The sequence below is a fragment of the Cytobacillus sp. genome (genome assembly GCF_032154635.1).
Classification (GTDB): Bacteria; Bacillota; Bacilli; order Bacillales; family Cytobacillaceae; genus Cytobacillus.
In genome coordinates, this window is record NZ_JALDXW010000005.1 from 148432 (window position 1) to 165267 (window position 16836).

The following is a 16836-nucleotide window of genomic DNA, read 5'->3' on the forward strand; positions in this document are numbered from 1 at the left end:
GACTGCTTACTTTCTAATATACATAATGAATTGATTAAAAGCGAGGATCATCGTGAAATAGATACCGTAGCCAATAAACGAATATAGATGCTTCCAAGAATGATGATGCATAAATAAACCTAATGCTTCGGCCTGTTTTTCGAATACAGCTATGATCAGGCTTAATGTCAAAATAAATATCGCAGTTTTCCACCTATTTAACCTCCCGCATACAATTAAAAATAAAACAGTAAGTAATGGAAGGCCAATAAGAGTAAACGCAAGATTTACAGAGAAAATTTCGGGCCATGGCCTTCCTGGAAAAGAATATAATCCCCTGCCAATAAAATATAGGTCAGTGTATGTTCCATATATTGAAGAAAGCAGAATAGCTGGAAGGAAATTCATCAAGTTTTTAATCGCGGAAAGATATTGTTTTTTTCGTGATAACCGCAAGTTCGAGCCATTCAAGTGTTTTGCAATAGTCATTTTCGATCTCTCCATCTATTAATTGTTCCTCTTGATTTAAATAATGAATGACATCCTCATTTTTATACCAATCACCGATTTCTGCAGAAGAGTGGGTTTTATTTTTCCATGCAAACTCTAAGCGCGGACTATAAATTCGAGATGACCCTGAGGTGATTTGACATGCTTTTATCCGAGGTTTCAAAATCCTGCCTGGTACACCTTCATCCACGTCATGGAAGAAATGTGGCCAGTAATCCTTTCGTGAACCAGAATGTGGATGCTCATTAGCCCATTGCATAGTCATTATAAATCGTTCATTATTGCTGAAGAGTACATTGTATAATCGCTTCCCCAGCATAATTCGCTCATGCAAACTTTCAAAATGACGTAATGTTTGTCCAGCAAGCTTTAGCTCTCCATTCCATACATAGGGAAAAAGAATATGATTCATAGATAGGAACTCTTGCAGCTTGAATTCTAGTGTTTTAAACACCTTTTTTTTAAATGAAGAGTTTTGCAAAACTCTTGCTTCTAAATAGCTTTGTTCATTCACAATTAAAGCCATTGTCAAAAGATAAACATCCCGGTCCTTCCAGAAATGATCCCAAATGACCTCCATAAAAATCGAAACATTTAAATAGGGCAGCAAGTAAGAAAGATTCTTCCTGCTATTTAAGCTTGCTTCATAAAGGAGAAATTGAGGAAAAGCATCTTGAAAAACCAGCCAATTGCCGCGCTCTAAAAATGAAAAAAAAGACGTTGCTTCTTTGTTCGTTAATAGCTTGGAATGAATCCCGCCTTTCAAATCCGTCATATTCCACCCACCGTTCCGTGACACCATATGGCCTAGAAAAGCCCAATGGATTTCTGGATGCCGATTATAAAAGTCGAGATATGCTTTTGTTCGTGTTACATTATTTTCGTTTAAACGGTTGGTCTCCCTTTTGATCTTTTGAATAAAAGCTTTATCCGATTGCGATAGATTCTCTTTTAGTCTCGTCCTTTTTGATCTTTTCTTCAGCTCCTTTTTTATTTTGAATAGCCGTTCTGACAGCTGAGGTTTTTCATGTTTCTTAAACTTGCAAAAGATGTCGATCACCCCCATATGAATGGTTCTTACGAATGCTGAATATGTATTTGTATATATCAATAAGCAGGGAGAGATATAAAAATGATGAAAAGCCGCATCACTGCCGGAATAGACCAGCTAATAGAAAAGCTGCAAGAGGATCAATCGCCGAATGGCTCTTGGGAGTATCCTTTCGAAACAGGGATATCGACTGATTGTTATATGATCATTTTATTAAGAACATTAGAAATTCATGATGAAATCTTAATTAAACAGCTGACAGATCGAATCGTAAGTAAACAGGAGAAAAACGGAGCGTGGAAGCTTTTTTATGATGAAGGAGCTGGGAATATTACAGCTACCGCAGAGGCGTACTATGCACTCCTTTTTTCAGGATATTACAGGAAAAAGGATTTGCAGTTACAAAAGGCAAGGCAATTTATATTAAAAAACGGCGGATTAGATAATGTTCATTTGTTTACACAACTCATGCTTGCAATGACTGGCCAGCTGAAATGGCCATCTCGATTCCCGTTGCCTATTGAATGGATATTACTGCCGCTATCGTTCCCAATAAATTTTTATAGTTTTTCAGTATATGGAAGGGCAAACATGGCTCCAATCATGATTCTAGCTGATCGAAAATATCATCTCCGCACGAAAGACAGCCCTGATTTGTCTGATTTATTCACTCGCAAGCAGGATTCCTATGATAACGATGCTGTACATTTTAATAGCACTGAAGAATGGCGCTCATTATATGCAGCACTAGAGAAAGGGATCAAAAGCCTAATCGGACTGCCAAGCTATATTCATAAACTAGCAACAGAGCAAGCAAAACAATATATGCTTGCACGAATTGAAGGGAATGGAACATTTCTTGGCTACTTTAGTTCTACTTTTTTAATGATTTTTGCGTTACTATCATTAGGCTATTCCAAAAAGGATCCAATCATCATGAAGGCAGTAAAGGGTCTAAAATCGATGAAATGTGAAATTAACGGCAGGATTCATTTGCAGTATACGACAGCTGCGGTATGGAATACTTCATTAATAAGCTATGCCTTACAGGAGGCTGGACTCTCGCCAAAGGAACAAATGGTAGAAAGAGCAAACAACTATTTGCTTAGTCAGCAGCATTACAAATACGGAGATTGGATCATTCATACACCTTCCAGTTTGCCAGGGGGCTGGGGTTTTGCAGACAATAATACGCTTCAGCCTGATGTGGATGATACAACAGCATCCTTACGAGCGATTGCAAGAAATGTGCAAAATGCTCCAAATTACCGTCAATCATGGGATAGAGGTGTTCAGTGGGCGTTATCCATGCAGAATGATGATGGAGGCTGGCCTGCATTTGAAAGGAATACGAATAGCAAGCTAATAAAAATACTGCCAATTGAAAAAGCAGACTTTCTGCTGACAGATCCTTCCTCAGCAGATGTAACTGGGAGAACGCTGGAATATCTATGCTCATTTACAAATCTATCAAAAAATTATAAAGCAATTAAAAACGGAATTAATTGGCTCCTCCATAGGCAAGAAAAGGATGGCTCCTGGTATGGACGGTGGGGCATCTGTTATATATATGGAACATGGGCAGCGATAACTGGACTTCGTTCAGCAGCTGTAAGAGAAACACACCCTTCTATTCAAGCAGCAAGCGATTGGCTAGTATCAATTCAAAATCAAGATGGAGGCTGGGGAGAATCGTGCAAAAGCGATAGTAATCAAGCTTATGTTCCATTAGAAGCAAGCACACTCACTCACACAGCATGGGCTGTTGATGCTCTAATCGCAGTCTCTAATAAACCTACGGGGGCAATTATTGCTGGAATAAATTACTTATTGGACCATCTCGATTATCAGGACTGGACAACAGATTACCCTAAGGGGCAGGGGATGGCAGGAGATTTTTATATCCATTATCATAGCTACCGTTATATTTTCCCTTTACTTGCACTAGCTCATTATCAAAACAAATATCTTACACATAAATAGAACAATATATTATCTCCCATTGCCTGCGAATCCTGCCATATTACAAGTTTTTACACAACAAATGCCAAAAAAATGTTAAAATAGGCGATATGATTACAAAACTTATTAGGAGGATTTCAGCTATTGGATACAAAATTTAAAAAGCCAAAAACTTTTGGCGAAATCTTAGATCATACATTCAGTTTAAGTAAAAATCGTTTTAAAGACTTTTTTATGATCTTGCTTATATTAATGGGACCCATTTATTTGCTGCAAGCAATCATTCAGCTTGTATCAGGGGTTAGCTTTTTTAGAGAACTAGGGAGTGGAGAAATGTGGTTTGAGCAAATTCTTTCGAGTTTTGACGAAACAGCCATTCCGCTTGACGGTTCGATTGGTGCTGATATTGGATTAATATTGACCGGTTTATTTGGTATCATATTGTTCCCGGTTGCAGAAGCAGCAGTTCTTTTCGCGATCAATCATATTCGGAGAAATGAGCAATATACAGTTGGTTCTGTCATTAAAGAAGCCTTTTCCCGTTTTTGGCCAATTTTAGGAAGTACGATTTTATTTGGCCTGATTACGTTCGGCTTAATCCTTGTACCCATTTTCATGATTAGTATGACAGGGGTCTTCGGAGCAATCATACACCCGGCCATCGGAATCATTTTTGCTATTTTATTATTTTTAGGTTTTGCCGTAGGCATTGGATACCTTTTGACGCGCTGGAGCTTTTATTTTGGTTCAGTTGTTCTTGACCGGGAATCTCCAGGCTTCACCCGAAGCTGGATGCTTACTAAAAAGCGTACATGGCTGCTCATGGGGCTATATATTATTTTTTATATCATAATAACAATGATTAGCAGCGCGATTGAGTTCACCTTTGGGATCTTCTTAGGAAATAGTGTCCTTTTATCAATTATTGTTAATCTAGCAACCATTTTGACAACAATGCTATTCACTGTTGGATATGCCGTCATGTATCTTGATTTGAAAACAAGGCATGATGCGGAAGATATTAAAGATATGATTGAAGATTACAAGTCTTATTAAAAGGTGACGATTCATGTTAAAGGATAGCCAGGCAAGAGATGAGCTTGAAGAAATTCTTAAGGAACGCGAATATCAGGCTTATTACGATCATTCAAAAGGTTTGCTTGCCAGATGGTGGGAAAAAGTGAAGGAATGGTTCGCTGATTTGTTAGCAGATTTATTTCCTTCCTTTGCTCCTACCAGTTCTGCTGCAGGTCCCATTCTTATTGGAATCATAGTGATCATAATCCTGTTACTCGGTTTTATTGCTTTTTTTATCTTTCGGAATAATAGAAGAAACCGGATGCTGCGGGAAAATAAGCCACTGCAGTCAGTAAACGAAATAAATTGGTCTTTTCAAAGACATCTGTCAGAATCGCAAAAGCTTGAAGCTAGTGGTGAATATACACGTGCATCCCGCCATTTATTTTTAGCTTTGCTCCTTTACTTTCATGAAAACGAATGGCTTGTGGCACGTATATGGAAGACCAATTGGGAGTACTATGATGAACTCCGTAAAGTAAATCAGGGGTGGGCTGATCAATTTTATCACCTTGCACGATTATTCGATGAAGTGACATATGGGAAGCACATTATTCATAAAGAGGAATATTCACAGTTTCAAACTTCTGTAATGAAATGGCTCGCAAACTCAGAAGGGACTCGTGAAATAGGAGAAAAAAGGAGGTAGATGCTAATTTGCATAAGACAGTAGAAAAAAGACGAGCATGGATTTGGCTGATTATTCTTCTCATTCTGTTTATATTCATAAGTTACTTTGCTTTTTCCAAGCAGCCAAAACACTATCCAAATTATGTGTCTGATTCTCCTTCACCAACTGGAGTTAAAGCATTTTATACATATGTAAAGGATAAGAAAGAAGTGAAAAGATGGCCGCTTTCACCTGAGAACCTGCCCAAAAAAGAAGATAAGTATTTGCTCCTAATGGTAGAACCTTTTTTTATCCCTGAAAAGGAAGAAATGGAAGCCTATTTCGAGTTTATGAAAAATGGGAATACCATTCTATTATTTCATAATAATCCGAAAGGGATGTTTGATCTCGAAATCGAACATATAGGAGCTGAAACTTATATAGGCAAGGATTTACGTGTAAGTGACACTCGTGGCACTAGTTATCGTGCTGATCTGCGTTCGTCTATCCGTCTTCAAACAAACGTACAAGATAAAATTCTACTAGAAGATGAAGCGGGCACACTCGCTTTCCAAAGGTCTATTGGAAAAGGGCAATTAATTGTATCTAATTCACCTGAATGGTTAACAAATGGCAGCATTTTAAGCGCTGATCATCTGCCTCTCATTTTATCTTTAATAAATGAAGAAGAACATACTAGTATCTTATATGATGAATTTGTACATGGAGTGCAAAACAGCTCCACCATTTTGACGTTGTATCCAAAATGGTTTTTACTTTTGCTGCTGCAAGGTGTGCTAATTGCCATTCTATGGTTAATCGCACGCGGAAAGCGATTTGGACCGATCTTTATCCCACGGGAAGAAAGCGTTCGATTTAGTGATGAAGGCATTCGAGCCCTGTCAGCATGGTACATAAGAGGAAGACGTTACCGTGAATCGTTATTATTTCAGGCTGATTATGTAAAGCTTTTGCTCCAGGAGCGATGGGGAATTCCGGTCAGTAAAGAATGGAAGGATCTTTCTGCTCCATTAGAACGAAAGTGGACAAATATATCCGCTCACGAGATTAATACATTTTTAAATGAGCTTATAACCATCTTGCAAAAAGAAAATGTAAACAAGCAAGAATACTTGCTATGGTCGAAAAAGCTTGATCGTTTAAGGAAAGAGGTGGAGGAATCTTGAAGACAGAAATAACAGCTTTATTAGAAAAATATGAGGAACGAATTTTAGGTCAACATACAAATCTTAGACTCCTGCTATCTGCTATTTTAGCAGGGGGGCATGTCCTTTTAGAAGGCGTGCCAGGTACAGGGAAAACACAAATGGTCAGAACACTCGCTAGCCTCCTTGGAGGGGACTTTAGCAGAATACAATTCACGCCTGACCTGCTTCCAAGTGATATTACAGGAAGCACGATTTATAATATGAAGGATAACACGTTTCAAACAATAAAGGGGCCAGTCTTTACGAATATTCTTTTAGCTGATGAAATCAACCGTACTCCAGCTAAGACGCAAGCAGCACTACTTGAAGCGATGGAGGAAAAGCAAGTAACGATACAAGGAGAAACCTATCCATTACCTGAGGTTTTTTTCGTTGTTGCCACACAGAACCCGATCGAGTTTGAAGGAACCTACCCATTGCCTGAAGCTCAGCAGGATCGTTTTCTGTTCAAGCTTCACATTGATTTTCCATCTTTTGAAGAGGAAAAAAATGTTTTAAAACAAGTAATTGAAAATAAATTGGCTCAACAAGCTCTTGAATCTCTTCTTGATATGGAAACTTTTGCAGCAATCAAGAAAAAAATTGAAAAAGTAACAATGGAAGATCAAGTGATCAATTATATTATGCAGTTGGTCAGAAAGACAAGGGAGACTGAATCGATTCGTTTCGGCGCGAGTACGAGAGCAGGCATTTCCATAGGTAAAGCTGCTCAAGCATGGGCATTCCTTTCTGGTCGTGAATATGTGACACCAGACGATGTTAAAATGGTTGCCAAACCGGCATTAAGACATCGGATTCAACTTTCCCCACATGTGGAATTGGAGGGATTGACTGTTGACCAAATCATTGAAGAGCTTGTGGGCTCGATTCCTGTTCCAAGGTAGAGGGGTTTTACCATCAAAACGTTTATTATGGCTTTTTACCCTCCTGTCTATTGCATTAATCGTCGTATCCATCTGGGACATATCTTGGATGTTCTTACTTACGGTAAATATACTCGTATTGATTGCAAGTCTATTCGATTTGATGTTTTCACCGAAAAAAAGGGAGCTATCTTTTAAAAGGATTGCTCCTGTCGAAATGGAAAGAGGCATTTCTTATCTAGTCCAAATTGAAATAAAAAATCACTCGCCATATTCTTTAGCGTTTCAGTTAATAGATGGCATACCCCAATCATTTATTCAGCAATTCCCGTTAAAAGGCAATGTTGTCGCGCGAACGAACGCTCTGGTTTCGTATGAAGTGGTTGCACCAATAAGGGGAGAATACGAGATTGATAAAATCTATTTTCGCTATACAAGTCTTATAGGTTTATGGGAAAAACAGCTAACGATCGAAAAGTCTGACACTTTGAAAGTCATTCCAGATTTAACAGAAACGAAGCAGTACTTGGAAAATGCGCAAAAATTTTTACTTTATGAAGGAGTGAAAATACGAAAGCAGCAAAGCGGTGTCGGTGAGTTTGCTAAAATTCGATCGTATGTCGTAGGCGATGATCCCCGTAATATAAACTGGAGGCAAACGGCAAAACTCCGAGAAGTGATGACTAATGAATATGAACCAGAGCATGGAAAGTATGTGACCATTTTAATTGATTGCGGCAGAATGATGGGAGCTGAACTGAAAAAAGGGAACCGTTTAGAAAAATCATTAGAGGCTGCCATCACCGTTGCAGCTGCAGCTCTTCAAAAAGGGGATTATGTGTCTGTACTAGCTTTTTCAAAGGAAGTTAAGGTGTTCGTTCCAGCTGCAAAAGGAATGGCGCACTTGCAAACCATTCTCCAAGCAGTATATAACATAGAAGTGGATGCAGCAGAATCGAATTACGCGGCTGTATTGCATTATTTAGAAACGATGCAAAAGAAGCGCAGTTTCATCCTATTATTTAGTGATGTCCGTACATTCCTGCATGAAGAAAGTGCGTTAACCTATTTAAAAAGGATTAGACAAAGACATTTATTCCTCATGATAGGGATTGAAGATACGACACTCCAGAAGAGAATACAGCTGCAGCCAGAAAATACACAAATGGCCATGATCAAAAGCATTGCCCAGCAGCAAATGCTTATTAAGAAAAAAGAAAAGGTCAAGTGGGAAAAACAAGGCCTCCAAATGATAGAGGCCCGGGAAGAAAAATTAGCAATAGCAGCAGTATCTTCCTATATTGAGGTTATGAATCGAAATTTGTTGTAGGTCTTATTTTCATGAGTAATAGCTTGCCAACCATCACATAGAGGAATAGACCGATAACAGTTATAAAAGCAACGATATATTTAGCTTCCAGTGAAATTGCTGCTGGGGTAATAAAACCTTCTATAATTCCAGCAATGACAAAGAGCGGAAGGGTACCGAGCAAAAGCTGGACAGATCGTTTCGCTTGCTGCTTTAATTGATACCCTCTTGAAAACTTGCCAGGGACAAAGAGCTTATAGCCCATTAATAGACCAGCACCGCCTGCAATAAAAATGGCTGTTAGCTCAATCATTCCATGAGGTACGATGTATGCCCAGAAATCATATGATTTCCCATGATGCCAAAATAGAGCAGCAAGTGCACCTACTATAATGCCGTTATAAATTAATAAATATACTGTCAAGAGCCCAAAAGTTATACCACCTGCAAATGCTAATATCGCCACTTGAATATTGTTTGTCATAATGCTTGCAGACATGAATGATGAATCTACTTCACCATCACTTGATCCTAATGCATTAGGATCTACACCTTGAGCAATCTCTGACGGCAGGATGGCATACATGTGCAGTGGATCATTAACAACGGATATAAAGCTTCCAGCAGCACCAAGTGTAAATAAAATCATAGCAGCAATGACAAACTTCCATTGCTCTACTAATAAACCAACAAATTTGGTACTAAAAAAATAACGAATCTGCTTTAAGCTTGATACTTGGTCTTTATATAATAGATTATGTGCTTTCGAAACTAAACCATTTAAGTATGGTGTCACTTCTTCGGTTGGAAAGTATGTCTGGCTGTATGATAGATTCTGTGCTGCCTTTTGATAAAGGCGATGGAACAGATCGATGTCTGCACCGGCAATCCGATTTCTCTTTTTATGGAGAGTAGTTACGAGTTGTTCAAGCTGCTTCCATTCTTCCCGATGCTGCTTAACAAATTGTTTCACATTCATGTTAACACCTTCTTAGGTTTGACTTTAAAATAAGGAGAATTTGTTTCTGTTCTCCTTATTATAGTAATTTTGTAGAAAAATAGAAACCGCTTTAGCGAAATTCAACGACAGAAGAGGGGTAAACCAAATGAATCAAGAGAATGTAGGGATTAAAACGCCTGAATTCGTTTCCCTTCAATTCCAGCTTGCAGGTTTGGGCAGTCGAACGGCTGCATTTATCATCGACCAATTGCTCTTAATAATTGTAGATATTTTAATCATCGTTGCTTTTTTCTTGTTTATGTACGGAACAGCAGATATTATGCTTTGGGAAATGAATTCACTTCCATTAGCCATTACAATTATTCTCATGTTTCTTATTAATTGGGGTTATTTTTTTGCCTTTGAGTTTTTTTCGGGTGGCAAAACAATTGGAAAAAAAATGATTGGTATTCGTGTTATACAGGATAACGGTCACAGTGTAACACTCCTTTCTAGCTTTATCCGAAATCTGCTCCGAATCATTGACTCTTTGCCAGCCAATTATTTTCTTGGGCTGATGATGATCTTTTTCCATTCAAAACATAAGCGGATTGGCGATCTTGTCGCAGGGACGATCGTTGTTCATGAGCGCAAAGCTAAAAAGAAAAGGAAACTTACTGGGATTGAGCGGGAAATTGAAAATAGAGGACTTATAAAAGAACGGCTGCATATAGAAGATTGGACCTTAAAGTCATTAGGCGCAAAAGAATGGAACTTGATTAAAACGTATTGCAGCCGGTTCACACAATTGCCTTTAGAAGAAAGAAATGAACTTACTATCCAAGTAGCTGAAATCCTCTTCAAAAAAGCTGGTCTTCAATTAGAGGGGAAAAGCGGGCGTGAAGTTGAAGATACTTTACTTATCCTGTACATGCTTTTAAAGGACGAATGGGAATTTGAGTTGTAGAATGGGTTTGGGAACATATGGCAGCTAATTGCAAAAGAGAAAAGGGACGAAACTGTAATTAATTTCGTTCCTTTTTTTGACTTTTGACTAGTTTAGCAAACTCTTAGACTTTCCTATCAGAACTTCTCTCCAAGTAATTACACAGCTTTTTTAGTACCACCCTAATGGAAACACAAGAAGTTATTATTCGTGTTCGTCACTTAATTTTTTTCATTTCCGCTGAGATCGCTGCTGTTAAACTATGCTCACCCTTAGCATCTAACCCTACTTCCCACATCATTATGCCGCCAAAGCCATTATCAAGTGCAAGCTTTGTTTTCCTTTGAATCGTTTCTTCTCCATTATAATAATAGGTTGTCCCATTCAAATTTACAGAATCTTTCCCTGCGTTGTCTGGATTGTTTTTTATAAGAGCATCATAGGAAACTTGTTTACTCTTTGGATCCTCAGGCTGTGCATAGAAAGGAACACCCAGAACAAGCTTTTCTTTCGATAGATTGTGTGTATCAAAAAGAGTAGTCCAATAATTTACGATCTTCTCGGTAAACGGATAAGGGGATAAATTTGCCGCATGATATCCGCCATCCCATTGGCCGTCATACGCCATAATGTTTACGTGATCAACATACTGAAACATTGTAGGTTCATACATAATAAATCCAAGTTCAGTCCCCGTTACACTGTGAATCTTCGAATGAACTGCAACGGAGAGTTCTTTTCCTTGCGGGTGAAGCTTTGCGCTTAATTCTTGGATAAATGCATGGAGGTTTACTGCATCTTCCTGTGAACGGGGATGCTCAAAATCAATATCAATTCCATCTAAATTCTCTGTTTCAGTTAATTTCATAAGTTCATTAACGAGCTTAGTTCTGGCGGCGGGGCTAGCAATTGCAGCTTTAAAATAAGCATATGACTCTCCGCCATTAATATGAAACCATCCACCAATTGCAAGTATTGCTTTTGTGCTATTTTGATGGGCTTTTGAGACCATTGTTCGTAAATGGTCCAAAGCAGTGTCACCATTTAGTAATACATTTCCATCTTTCGTCGGATGGGCAAATGAAAAGATCACATGGGTTAATTGATGGTAATTCGCCACAGATGGATCTCGAAAATCCTGAATATAGCCTATTAACATTTTTGTGGTTGATGGCTCTGGCATTGGCGGTGTCTTTTGTTCTAATTCCTTTGATGACTGAGGGTTTTGACCGATAGTTATTGAGTTTAACATATTATTTTTTGTAGAAAAAAGAGTCCCAGTGACAAATCCACCTAAAAAAAATAAGATGAACGCAAGCAGCAGATATAATTTTTTCATCAATTACTCCTTCTACGTAGTCATTTTACCCTAAAAGTGTAACAAAAAAGGGAAGGGGAGAGAGGTGGTAATTATAAGCAAAAAAGCTAAAAGAACGTAACTAGCGTTCTCTTAGCTTTTTTTTAACTTGGAAGGGTTATTTACTTTGTATAAAACAGGATCTCCTACAATAAATTTTTCTTCAACATCTTTGCCATTAGGTAATTTCTTCTTCACGATTTTCCCATCAAACTCAAGTTTTTCACCTGGTGCCAGTTCAAATTTTTTTAAGGTTTTTGAGTGAGCACACCAGGCAAGTCCAATTTCAATTGGATTTCCCTGTTCAATCACAACATTTTCAAGAACGACGACTTCATCATTTTCTTCATTGAAATGATTCCAGCTTAATGAAAACTGTTTAACCGTCGCTGTAAAATGCACCTTTTCCTCTGGCAATTCAATTTTAGTTTGTTTTTCTTTTTTCGGTTCCGTCTCTTTTTTATCTTTCTTATGTTTCGCAGTACTAGGCTGCTCGTTTTTTTTCACAGGTGCTGGGGATGGTTCATTAACGTCAGAGAATGTTACCTTCCCAAAGCTTGATGCCTGCATTTCCTTTAGATAAGCTGGATGTATACAGCTCAGATTCCCATCCTGGAATTCAACGATGATCGTATTAAATTCTCCACTTTGCCCGTACGTCTCATATCCTTTAATGGTAACAATGCGCTGATGATCTCTTTCCTTATACCAAAATTCCTTCTTCACTTCCTTTGTAGTTGATAATCCCCATTCACGAACCTTTTCAGCATAGTGTGACTCATCTATAAATTTTTCATATTCTCCCTTTGGCGGAAGATATGCAGTCCGGTTTGCATCTTCAATATGCGGTAATGTAATCGCCATCCTTACACATCCTTTCATTGTTATTGTATCATTTTTGGTGCAATATAAATAAAAAATCTGCCCCTTATTATAGAGACAGATCTGATTGATTAGATATTAATTTGAAGGTTCCATACCTGTCTCTGCCCATTCTTCCCGGGAAGGACCATACATTCCAGGTACTCTGAGCCCAGCTAGTCGCATTAAAACGGTCAATTGGCCTCTGTGATGAATTTGGTGTGAGTTCAGAACAGATAAGGTAAGACTTTTCGGCCATTTATCTCCATACATATCATCCAATTCATTTAAAGACTGATCTGTCCATTGTTTTTTCATCGCTGCAATCATATTTTCGCTTGCCGTCAGGTAGCTGTCAGCAATTTCATTAGCAGTTGCTGGTACTGCTGCATCATGCTCAGCAGCAATAAAATCTAGTCCTGTTCGGGAAAGCATCTCATGAATGGATGTAACAAGATGCCATGCAAGACTGCCTAATGAGCGGTATTCAGGGGTCGCTTTCAATGATAAAGATTTATCTGTTAGATGATCCAATAGCTTTTTCGTTAAATTTGCCTCATGGCTCCATTCATTTATAAATTCTTCAATTGTATGATACATTGGCTATTCCTCCTTAAATTGAATACAATTCCTTATTCTTCTTTTACATTTGAAATCCTTCTTATTCATAAGAATTTTAAATTTTATAAAATATTATTGTATGCAAATTGGCACACATAAAGTCATGTTCAATATTTCGATAAACAGTTTACTTTTTTTGAGAAAAGAGTAATACAGATCGTATATGTTAAAATATAATTGAAAGACTTCTAAGCAGAAAGGGTACAAAATGAACAAAACGATTGGAATATTAGCACACGTGGATGCTGGAAAAACAACTTTTTCTGAACAGCTTCTTTATCATACAAATAGTATTAAACATAGAGGAAGAGTCGATCATAAGGATGCCTTCCTTGATAGCCATGAAATCGAAAGACAGCGGGGTATCACCGTTTTTGCAGACCAAGCCATGTTCAGATATCGGGATTCCGACTATTATCTAATTGATACACCTGGTCACGTCGATTTTTCCCCTGAAATGGAGCGAGCCATTCAAGTAATGGATTATGCTATCGTTATTATCAGTGCGGTAGAAGGAATTGAAGGGCACACAGAGACGATTTGGGAGCTTCTAAGAAAATACGAAGTGCCAACATTTTTCTTTATTAACAAGACAGATCGTTTAGGAGCAGACGTTGAAGCAGTCCTTGAAGAGATTAGACTTAACTTAACAAAGGATATATTTGATATGACGAGTACCTTTAATGATGGTTTGATGGATGAGGAGCTCATTGAATTTGTGGCTGAGCGTAATGAGGATCTTTTAGAGCAGTACATGAAAACCGGCTATCAAAAGGATATATGGCTAAAAACTCTTCAAGAAATGATTAATCAAAATCAAGTTTTTCTCTGTTCAAGCGGATCAGCACTTCAGGATATTGGAATTGATTTTTTCCTCGAAGCATTTGATCAATTGACAGTGACTGCCTATGAATCTGAGGAAGCTTTTTCAGGCCGTGTCTATAAAATTCGCCATGATGAGAATGGAACAAGAATTTCTTTCATTAAGGCATTGAGTGGCAGGATAAAAATACGCGATGAGGTAACATACTGGAATGGTCAGAATGAGGTTTCAGAAAAAATCACACAAATACGTGTATATGGCGGACATAAATATAAAACAGTTGATCATGTGAAGGCAGGCGAACTTTTCGCTGTCACTGGGTTATCAATGTCAACTGTAGGGACTTGCTTTGGTGAAAAGGCAGAGGCAGCTAATTTTGAAATGGCTCCAACCTTAAAATCGAAAGTTATTTTCGAATCAACTGTAAATATAAAAGAGGCATTGCGCTTTTTCAAAATATTGGACGCAGAAGACCCTTCTTTACATGTCATTTGGGAAGAAAGTTTGCAGCAAATACATATCCATGTCATGGGGAGAATTCAGCTTGAAGTATTGGAGCAGATAGTTTTGGAACGATTTAAGTTAAAAGTTTCATTTGAAGAGCCGGAGATTCTTTACAAAGAAACAATCGAAACTGCTGTTATCGGATACGGACATTTTGAACCTTTGGGGCATTATGCTGAAGTTCACCTAAAATTGGAGCCTGGTGAACGAAATAGTGAATTAACCTTTTGTAATGCTTGTCATGCGGATGATTTGACTGTTGGGAATCAACATTTAATTGAACACCATCTTTTTGAAAGGGAGCACAATGGTCTTTTAACGGGCGCACCGCTAACTGATGTGAAAGTGACATTACTAACCGGTCAAGCCCATAATAAGCATACATCAGGCGGTGATTTTCGGGAGGCAACTTATCGGGCATTACGACAAGGCCTTGAAAAGGCATCAAACATTTTGCTGGAACCGATTTATCAGTTTAAAATCAAAGTAGACATCGATCAGATGGGCCGTGTGTTAGCAGATATTCAAACCGCATTTGGGAAAGTTAATTCACCGATAACGGAAGGGAAGAAGGCAATCTTAACAGGAACTGTACCAGTAGCAACCTTCATGACCTACAGCTCGAAGCTAGCCGCTTTCACACACGGAAAAGGGACGATAAGTCTTGTTTTTGCAGGCTATGAACATTGTCATAATGAAAAAGAGGTAATAAAAAAGAGTAGTTACGATAAGAATGCAGATCCAGCATACACTTCTTCCTCCATCTTTTGTTCGAAGGGACAGGGCTATTCAGTCCCGTGGGATGAAGCAGAAAAGGAAATGCACTGCTTATAAAAGGTCAAAAAAAGAGATTCACCATGATATGAATCACAATCCTTCATTTAGTTTAATGGTATTTTATTCACGAGAAACATTATCACTATTATTTATTATGCCATGAAACGAAGGAGAATTTGAATGAGTGAATTCATTAATAACCGTGAACAACATTCCACTAATCATACAGATCGTCTAACTATTTTAAGGCAACTATTTAAAGATCTTTACAACGGAAAAAATATAAAGGAAGTAAAAGCTCACTTTGATGCCTTTATCGGCAAAGTAGCTGTCGAGGAAATCGCTCAGCTTAAACATGAAGAAATGCTTGACAATGATTTACCTGCTGAGGAAATTCAGCGGTTATATTCCTTACATACAGAAATTTTTAGGGATTCAATAGAAGAGACTCCACGATCCAAACACCCAGAGAATGAACCAGGTCATCCAATTCATACATTTATTTTGGAGAATAAAGAAATTGATAAACTGATAAAAGAGAAAATTCAACCCCATTTTGAACTCTTTATTCAAGATGATTCTGAAGAAAATGTCTACCAATTACTAGAAGATTGCAATCTTTTACTAGATATTGATAAGCACTATAGTCGAAAGGAAAATTTAATATTTCCCTATTTAGAAAAGTACGGCATTTATGGTCCTACGAACAATATGTGGAGAATTGATGATTTCATCCGAGATTCCATTAAAGAAGCAAAGCAAAAATTAACAAATTATGATGGGGATAAGCAGGGTGTTGCAGGAGTCATTAATTTTATTATTCAAGAAGTCGTAAATATGATTTATCGGGAAGAGAATATCCTGTTCCCAATGGCCCTGCAGAACTTAACAGAGGATGAATGGGTAAAAATTGCCCGTGAAAGTGATGAGATTGGCTTTTGTTTAACATGCCCTGCTGGAGAGTGGAAGCCGGAAAGAAATGAAATGAGCGAAAAAGCAATCTTTGATGGATTTATAAAAATGGAAACAGGCCAATTATCCTTAAAACAGCTGGAGCTGCTTCTAAATCATCTTCCTGTTGATATTACATTTATTGACCATGATGATGTGGTTCGCTACTTCTCACATGGTAAAGAAAGAATCTTTGCCCGTACTAAAGCTGTCATTGGGCGCACTGTCCAAAATTGTCATCCGCCACGAAGCGTTCATGTAGTAGAGGATCTATTAGCAGACTTTAAATCCGGCAGAAAGGACGATGAGGATTTCTATATTAGATTCCGCGATAAATATGTATACATTCGCTATTTTGCTGTCCGCGATGAAAACGGTGAATATGTAGGTACACTCGAATTTACGCAAAATATTGACCCGATTCAGGCAATTAATGGGGAAAAACGAATTTTATTGTAGCAAAAAT

At 38.0% G+C, this 16836-nt stretch carries 15 protein-coding genes; 9 read left to right on the forward strand and 6 right to left on the reverse strand.

Annotation, left to right across the window (positions count from 1 at the left end):
• Positions 1-6: 6 nt before the first annotated feature.
• Both RUH74_RS06050 and RUH74_RS06055 read right to left on the reverse strand, forming a co-directional pair.
• Positions 7-468: a CBO0543 family protein gene (locus tag RUH74_RS06050; protein ID WP_313799365.1), complete on the reverse strand. Its 462-nt coding sequence runs from the start codon at positions 466-468 to the stop codon at positions 7-9.
• Positions 395-1555 carry a DUF2515 family protein gene (locus tag RUH74_RS06055; RefSeq protein WP_313799366.1) on the reverse strand — a complete coding sequence of 387 codons (1161 nt, stop codon included), beginning with the start codon at positions 1553-1555 and terminating at the stop codon, positions 395-397. Before RUH74_RS06055 ends, RUH74_RS06050 begins: the two co-directional genes overlap by 74 nt.
• A gap of 66 nt (positions 1556-1621) precedes the next feature.
• On the opposite strand from RUH74_RS06055, the gene shc reads away from it, so the two are divergent.
• The 6 genes from shc to RUH74_RS06085 all read left to right on the forward strand — a co-directional run bounded on the left by shc (position 1622) and on the right by RUH74_RS06085 (position 8611).
• Positions 1622-3523 carry a squalene--hopene cyclase gene (gene shc, locus RUH74_RS06060; protein WP_396229902.1) on the forward strand — a complete coding sequence of 634 codons (1902 nt, stop codon included), beginning with the start codon at positions 1622-1624 and terminating at the stop codon, positions 3521-3523.
• A 123-nt stretch (positions 3524-3646) separates the two neighbouring features.
• Complete coding sequence (locus tag RUH74_RS06065) at positions 3647-4558, forward strand: hypothetical protein (RefSeq protein ID WP_313799367.1); 912 nt, start codon at positions 3647-3649, stop codon at positions 4556-4558.
• A 13-nt stretch (positions 4559-4571) separates the two neighbouring features.
• Positions 4572-5228 carry a DUF4129 domain-containing protein gene (locus RUH74_RS06070; RefSeq protein WP_313799368.1) on the forward strand — a complete coding sequence of 219 codons (657 nt, stop codon included), beginning with the start codon at positions 4572-4574 and terminating at the stop codon, positions 5226-5228.
• An 8-nt stretch (positions 5229-5236) separates the two neighbouring features.
• Entirely contained in the window at positions 5237-6376 is a 1140-nt protein-coding gene (locus RUH74_RS06075; protein ID WP_313799369.1) for a DUF4350 domain-containing protein, read from the forward strand.
• Positions 6373-7302, forward strand: a complete 930-nt coding sequence (locus RUH74_RS06080) for an AAA family ATPase (protein WP_313799370.1) — start codon at positions 6373-6375, stop codon at positions 7300-7302. The genes RUH74_RS06075 and RUH74_RS06080 overlap by 4 nt, the downstream gene beginning before the upstream one ends.
• Positions 7253-8611 (forward strand): DUF58 domain-containing protein, encoded by a 1359-nt coding sequence (locus RUH74_RS06085; RefSeq protein WP_313799371.1) that lies wholly within the window; start codon positions 7253-7255, stop codon positions 8609-8611. Before RUH74_RS06080 ends, RUH74_RS06085 begins: the two co-directional genes overlap by 50 nt.
• Here RUH74_RS06085 and RUH74_RS06090 read toward each other — a convergent pair.
• Positions 8589-9569, reverse strand: a complete 981-nt coding sequence (locus RUH74_RS06090) for a stage II sporulation protein M (protein WP_313799372.1) — start codon at positions 9567-9569, stop codon at positions 8589-8591. The two genes, RUH74_RS06085 and RUH74_RS06090, sit on opposite strands and share 23 nt — an antisense overlap.
• Positions 9570-9696: 127 nt before the next feature.
• Between RUH74_RS06090 and RUH74_RS06095 the strand changes: the two genes are divergently transcribed.
• Positions 9697-10497 carry an RDD family protein gene (locus RUH74_RS06095; protein WP_313799373.1) on the forward strand — a complete coding sequence of 267 codons (801 nt, stop codon included), beginning with the start codon at positions 9697-9699 and terminating at the stop codon, positions 10495-10497.
• Positions 10498-10693: 196 nt separating this feature from the next.
• On the opposite strand, the gene RUH74_RS06100 is transcribed toward RUH74_RS06095, so the two are convergent.
• The 3 genes from RUH74_RS06100 to RUH74_RS06110 all read right to left on the reverse strand — a co-directional run bounded on the left by RUH74_RS06100 (position 10694) and on the right by RUH74_RS06110 (position 13294).
• Positions 10694-11815 (reverse strand): glycosyl hydrolase family 18 protein, encoded by a 1122-nt coding sequence (locus RUH74_RS06100; protein WP_313799374.1) that lies wholly within the window; start codon positions 11813-11815, stop codon positions 10694-10696.
• Between the two features lie 111 nt (positions 11816-11926).
• Entirely contained in the window at positions 11927-12697 is a 771-nt protein-coding gene (locus RUH74_RS06105) for a hypothetical protein (RefSeq protein WP_313799375.1), read from the reverse strand.
• A gap of 96 nt (positions 12698-12793) precedes the next feature.
• Positions 12794-13294, reverse strand: a complete 501-nt coding sequence (locus RUH74_RS06110) for a DinB family protein (RefSeq protein ID WP_313799376.1) — start codon at positions 13292-13294, stop codon at positions 12794-12796.
• 229 nt (positions 13295-13523) lie between these two features.
• On the opposite strand from RUH74_RS06110, the gene RUH74_RS06115 reads away from it, so the two are divergent.
• On the forward strand, positions 13524-15476 hold the full coding sequence (locus tag RUH74_RS06115) for a GTP-binding protein (RefSeq protein ID WP_313799377.1): 1953 nt from the start codon (positions 13524-13526) through the stop codon (positions 15474-15476).
• Positions 15477-15599: 123 nt separating this feature from the next.
• Positions 15600-16829: a DUF438 domain-containing protein gene (locus tag RUH74_RS06120; protein WP_313799378.1), complete on the forward strand. Its 1230-nt coding sequence runs from the start codon at positions 15600-15602 to the stop codon at positions 16827-16829.
• Positions 16830-16836 lie beyond the last annotated feature (7 nt).

Bases quoted from the DNA above. Each gene is read 5' to 3' on its own strand.
- RUH74_RS06050 (WP_313799365.1), bottom strand. From the start codon at position 468: ATGACTATTGCAAAACACTTGAATGGCTCGAACTTGCGGTTATCACGA.
- RUH74_RS06055 (WP_313799366.1), bottom strand. From the start codon at position 1,555: ATGGGGGTGATCGACATCTTTTGCAAGTTTAAGAAACATGAAAAACCT.
- shc (WP_396229902.1), top strand. From the start codon at position 1,622: ATGATGAAAAGCCGCATCACTGCCGGAATAGACCAGCTAATAGAAAAG.
- RUH74_RS06070 (WP_313799368.1), top strand. From the start codon at position 4,572: ATGTTAAAGGATAGCCAGGCAAGAGATGAGCTTGAAGAAATTCTTAAG.
- RUH74_RS06090 (WP_313799372.1), bottom strand. From the start codon at position 9,569: ATGAATGTGAAACAATTTGTTAAGCAGCATCGGGAAGAATGGAAGCAG.
- RUH74_RS06095 (WP_313799373.1), top strand. From the start codon at position 9,697: ATGAATCAAGAGAATGTAGGGATTAAAACGCCTGAATTCGTTTCCCTT.
- RUH74_RS06100 (WP_313799374.1), bottom strand. From the start codon at position 11,815: ATGAAAAAATTATATCTGCTGCTTGCGTTCATCTTATTTTTTTTAGGT.
- RUH74_RS06105 (WP_313799375.1), bottom strand. From the start codon at position 12,697: ATGGCGATTACATTACCGCATATTGAAGATGCAAACCGGACTGCATAT.
- RUH74_RS06110 (WP_313799376.1), bottom strand. From the start codon at position 13,294: ATGTATCATACAATTGAAGAATTTATAAATGAATGGAGCCATGAGGCA.
- RUH74_RS06115 (WP_313799377.1), top strand. From the start codon at position 13,524: ATGAACAAAACGATTGGAATATTAGCACACGTGGATGCTGGAAAAACA.
- RUH74_RS06120 (WP_313799378.1), top strand. From the start codon at position 15,600: ATGAGTGAATTCATTAATAACCGTGAACAACATTCCACTAATCATACA.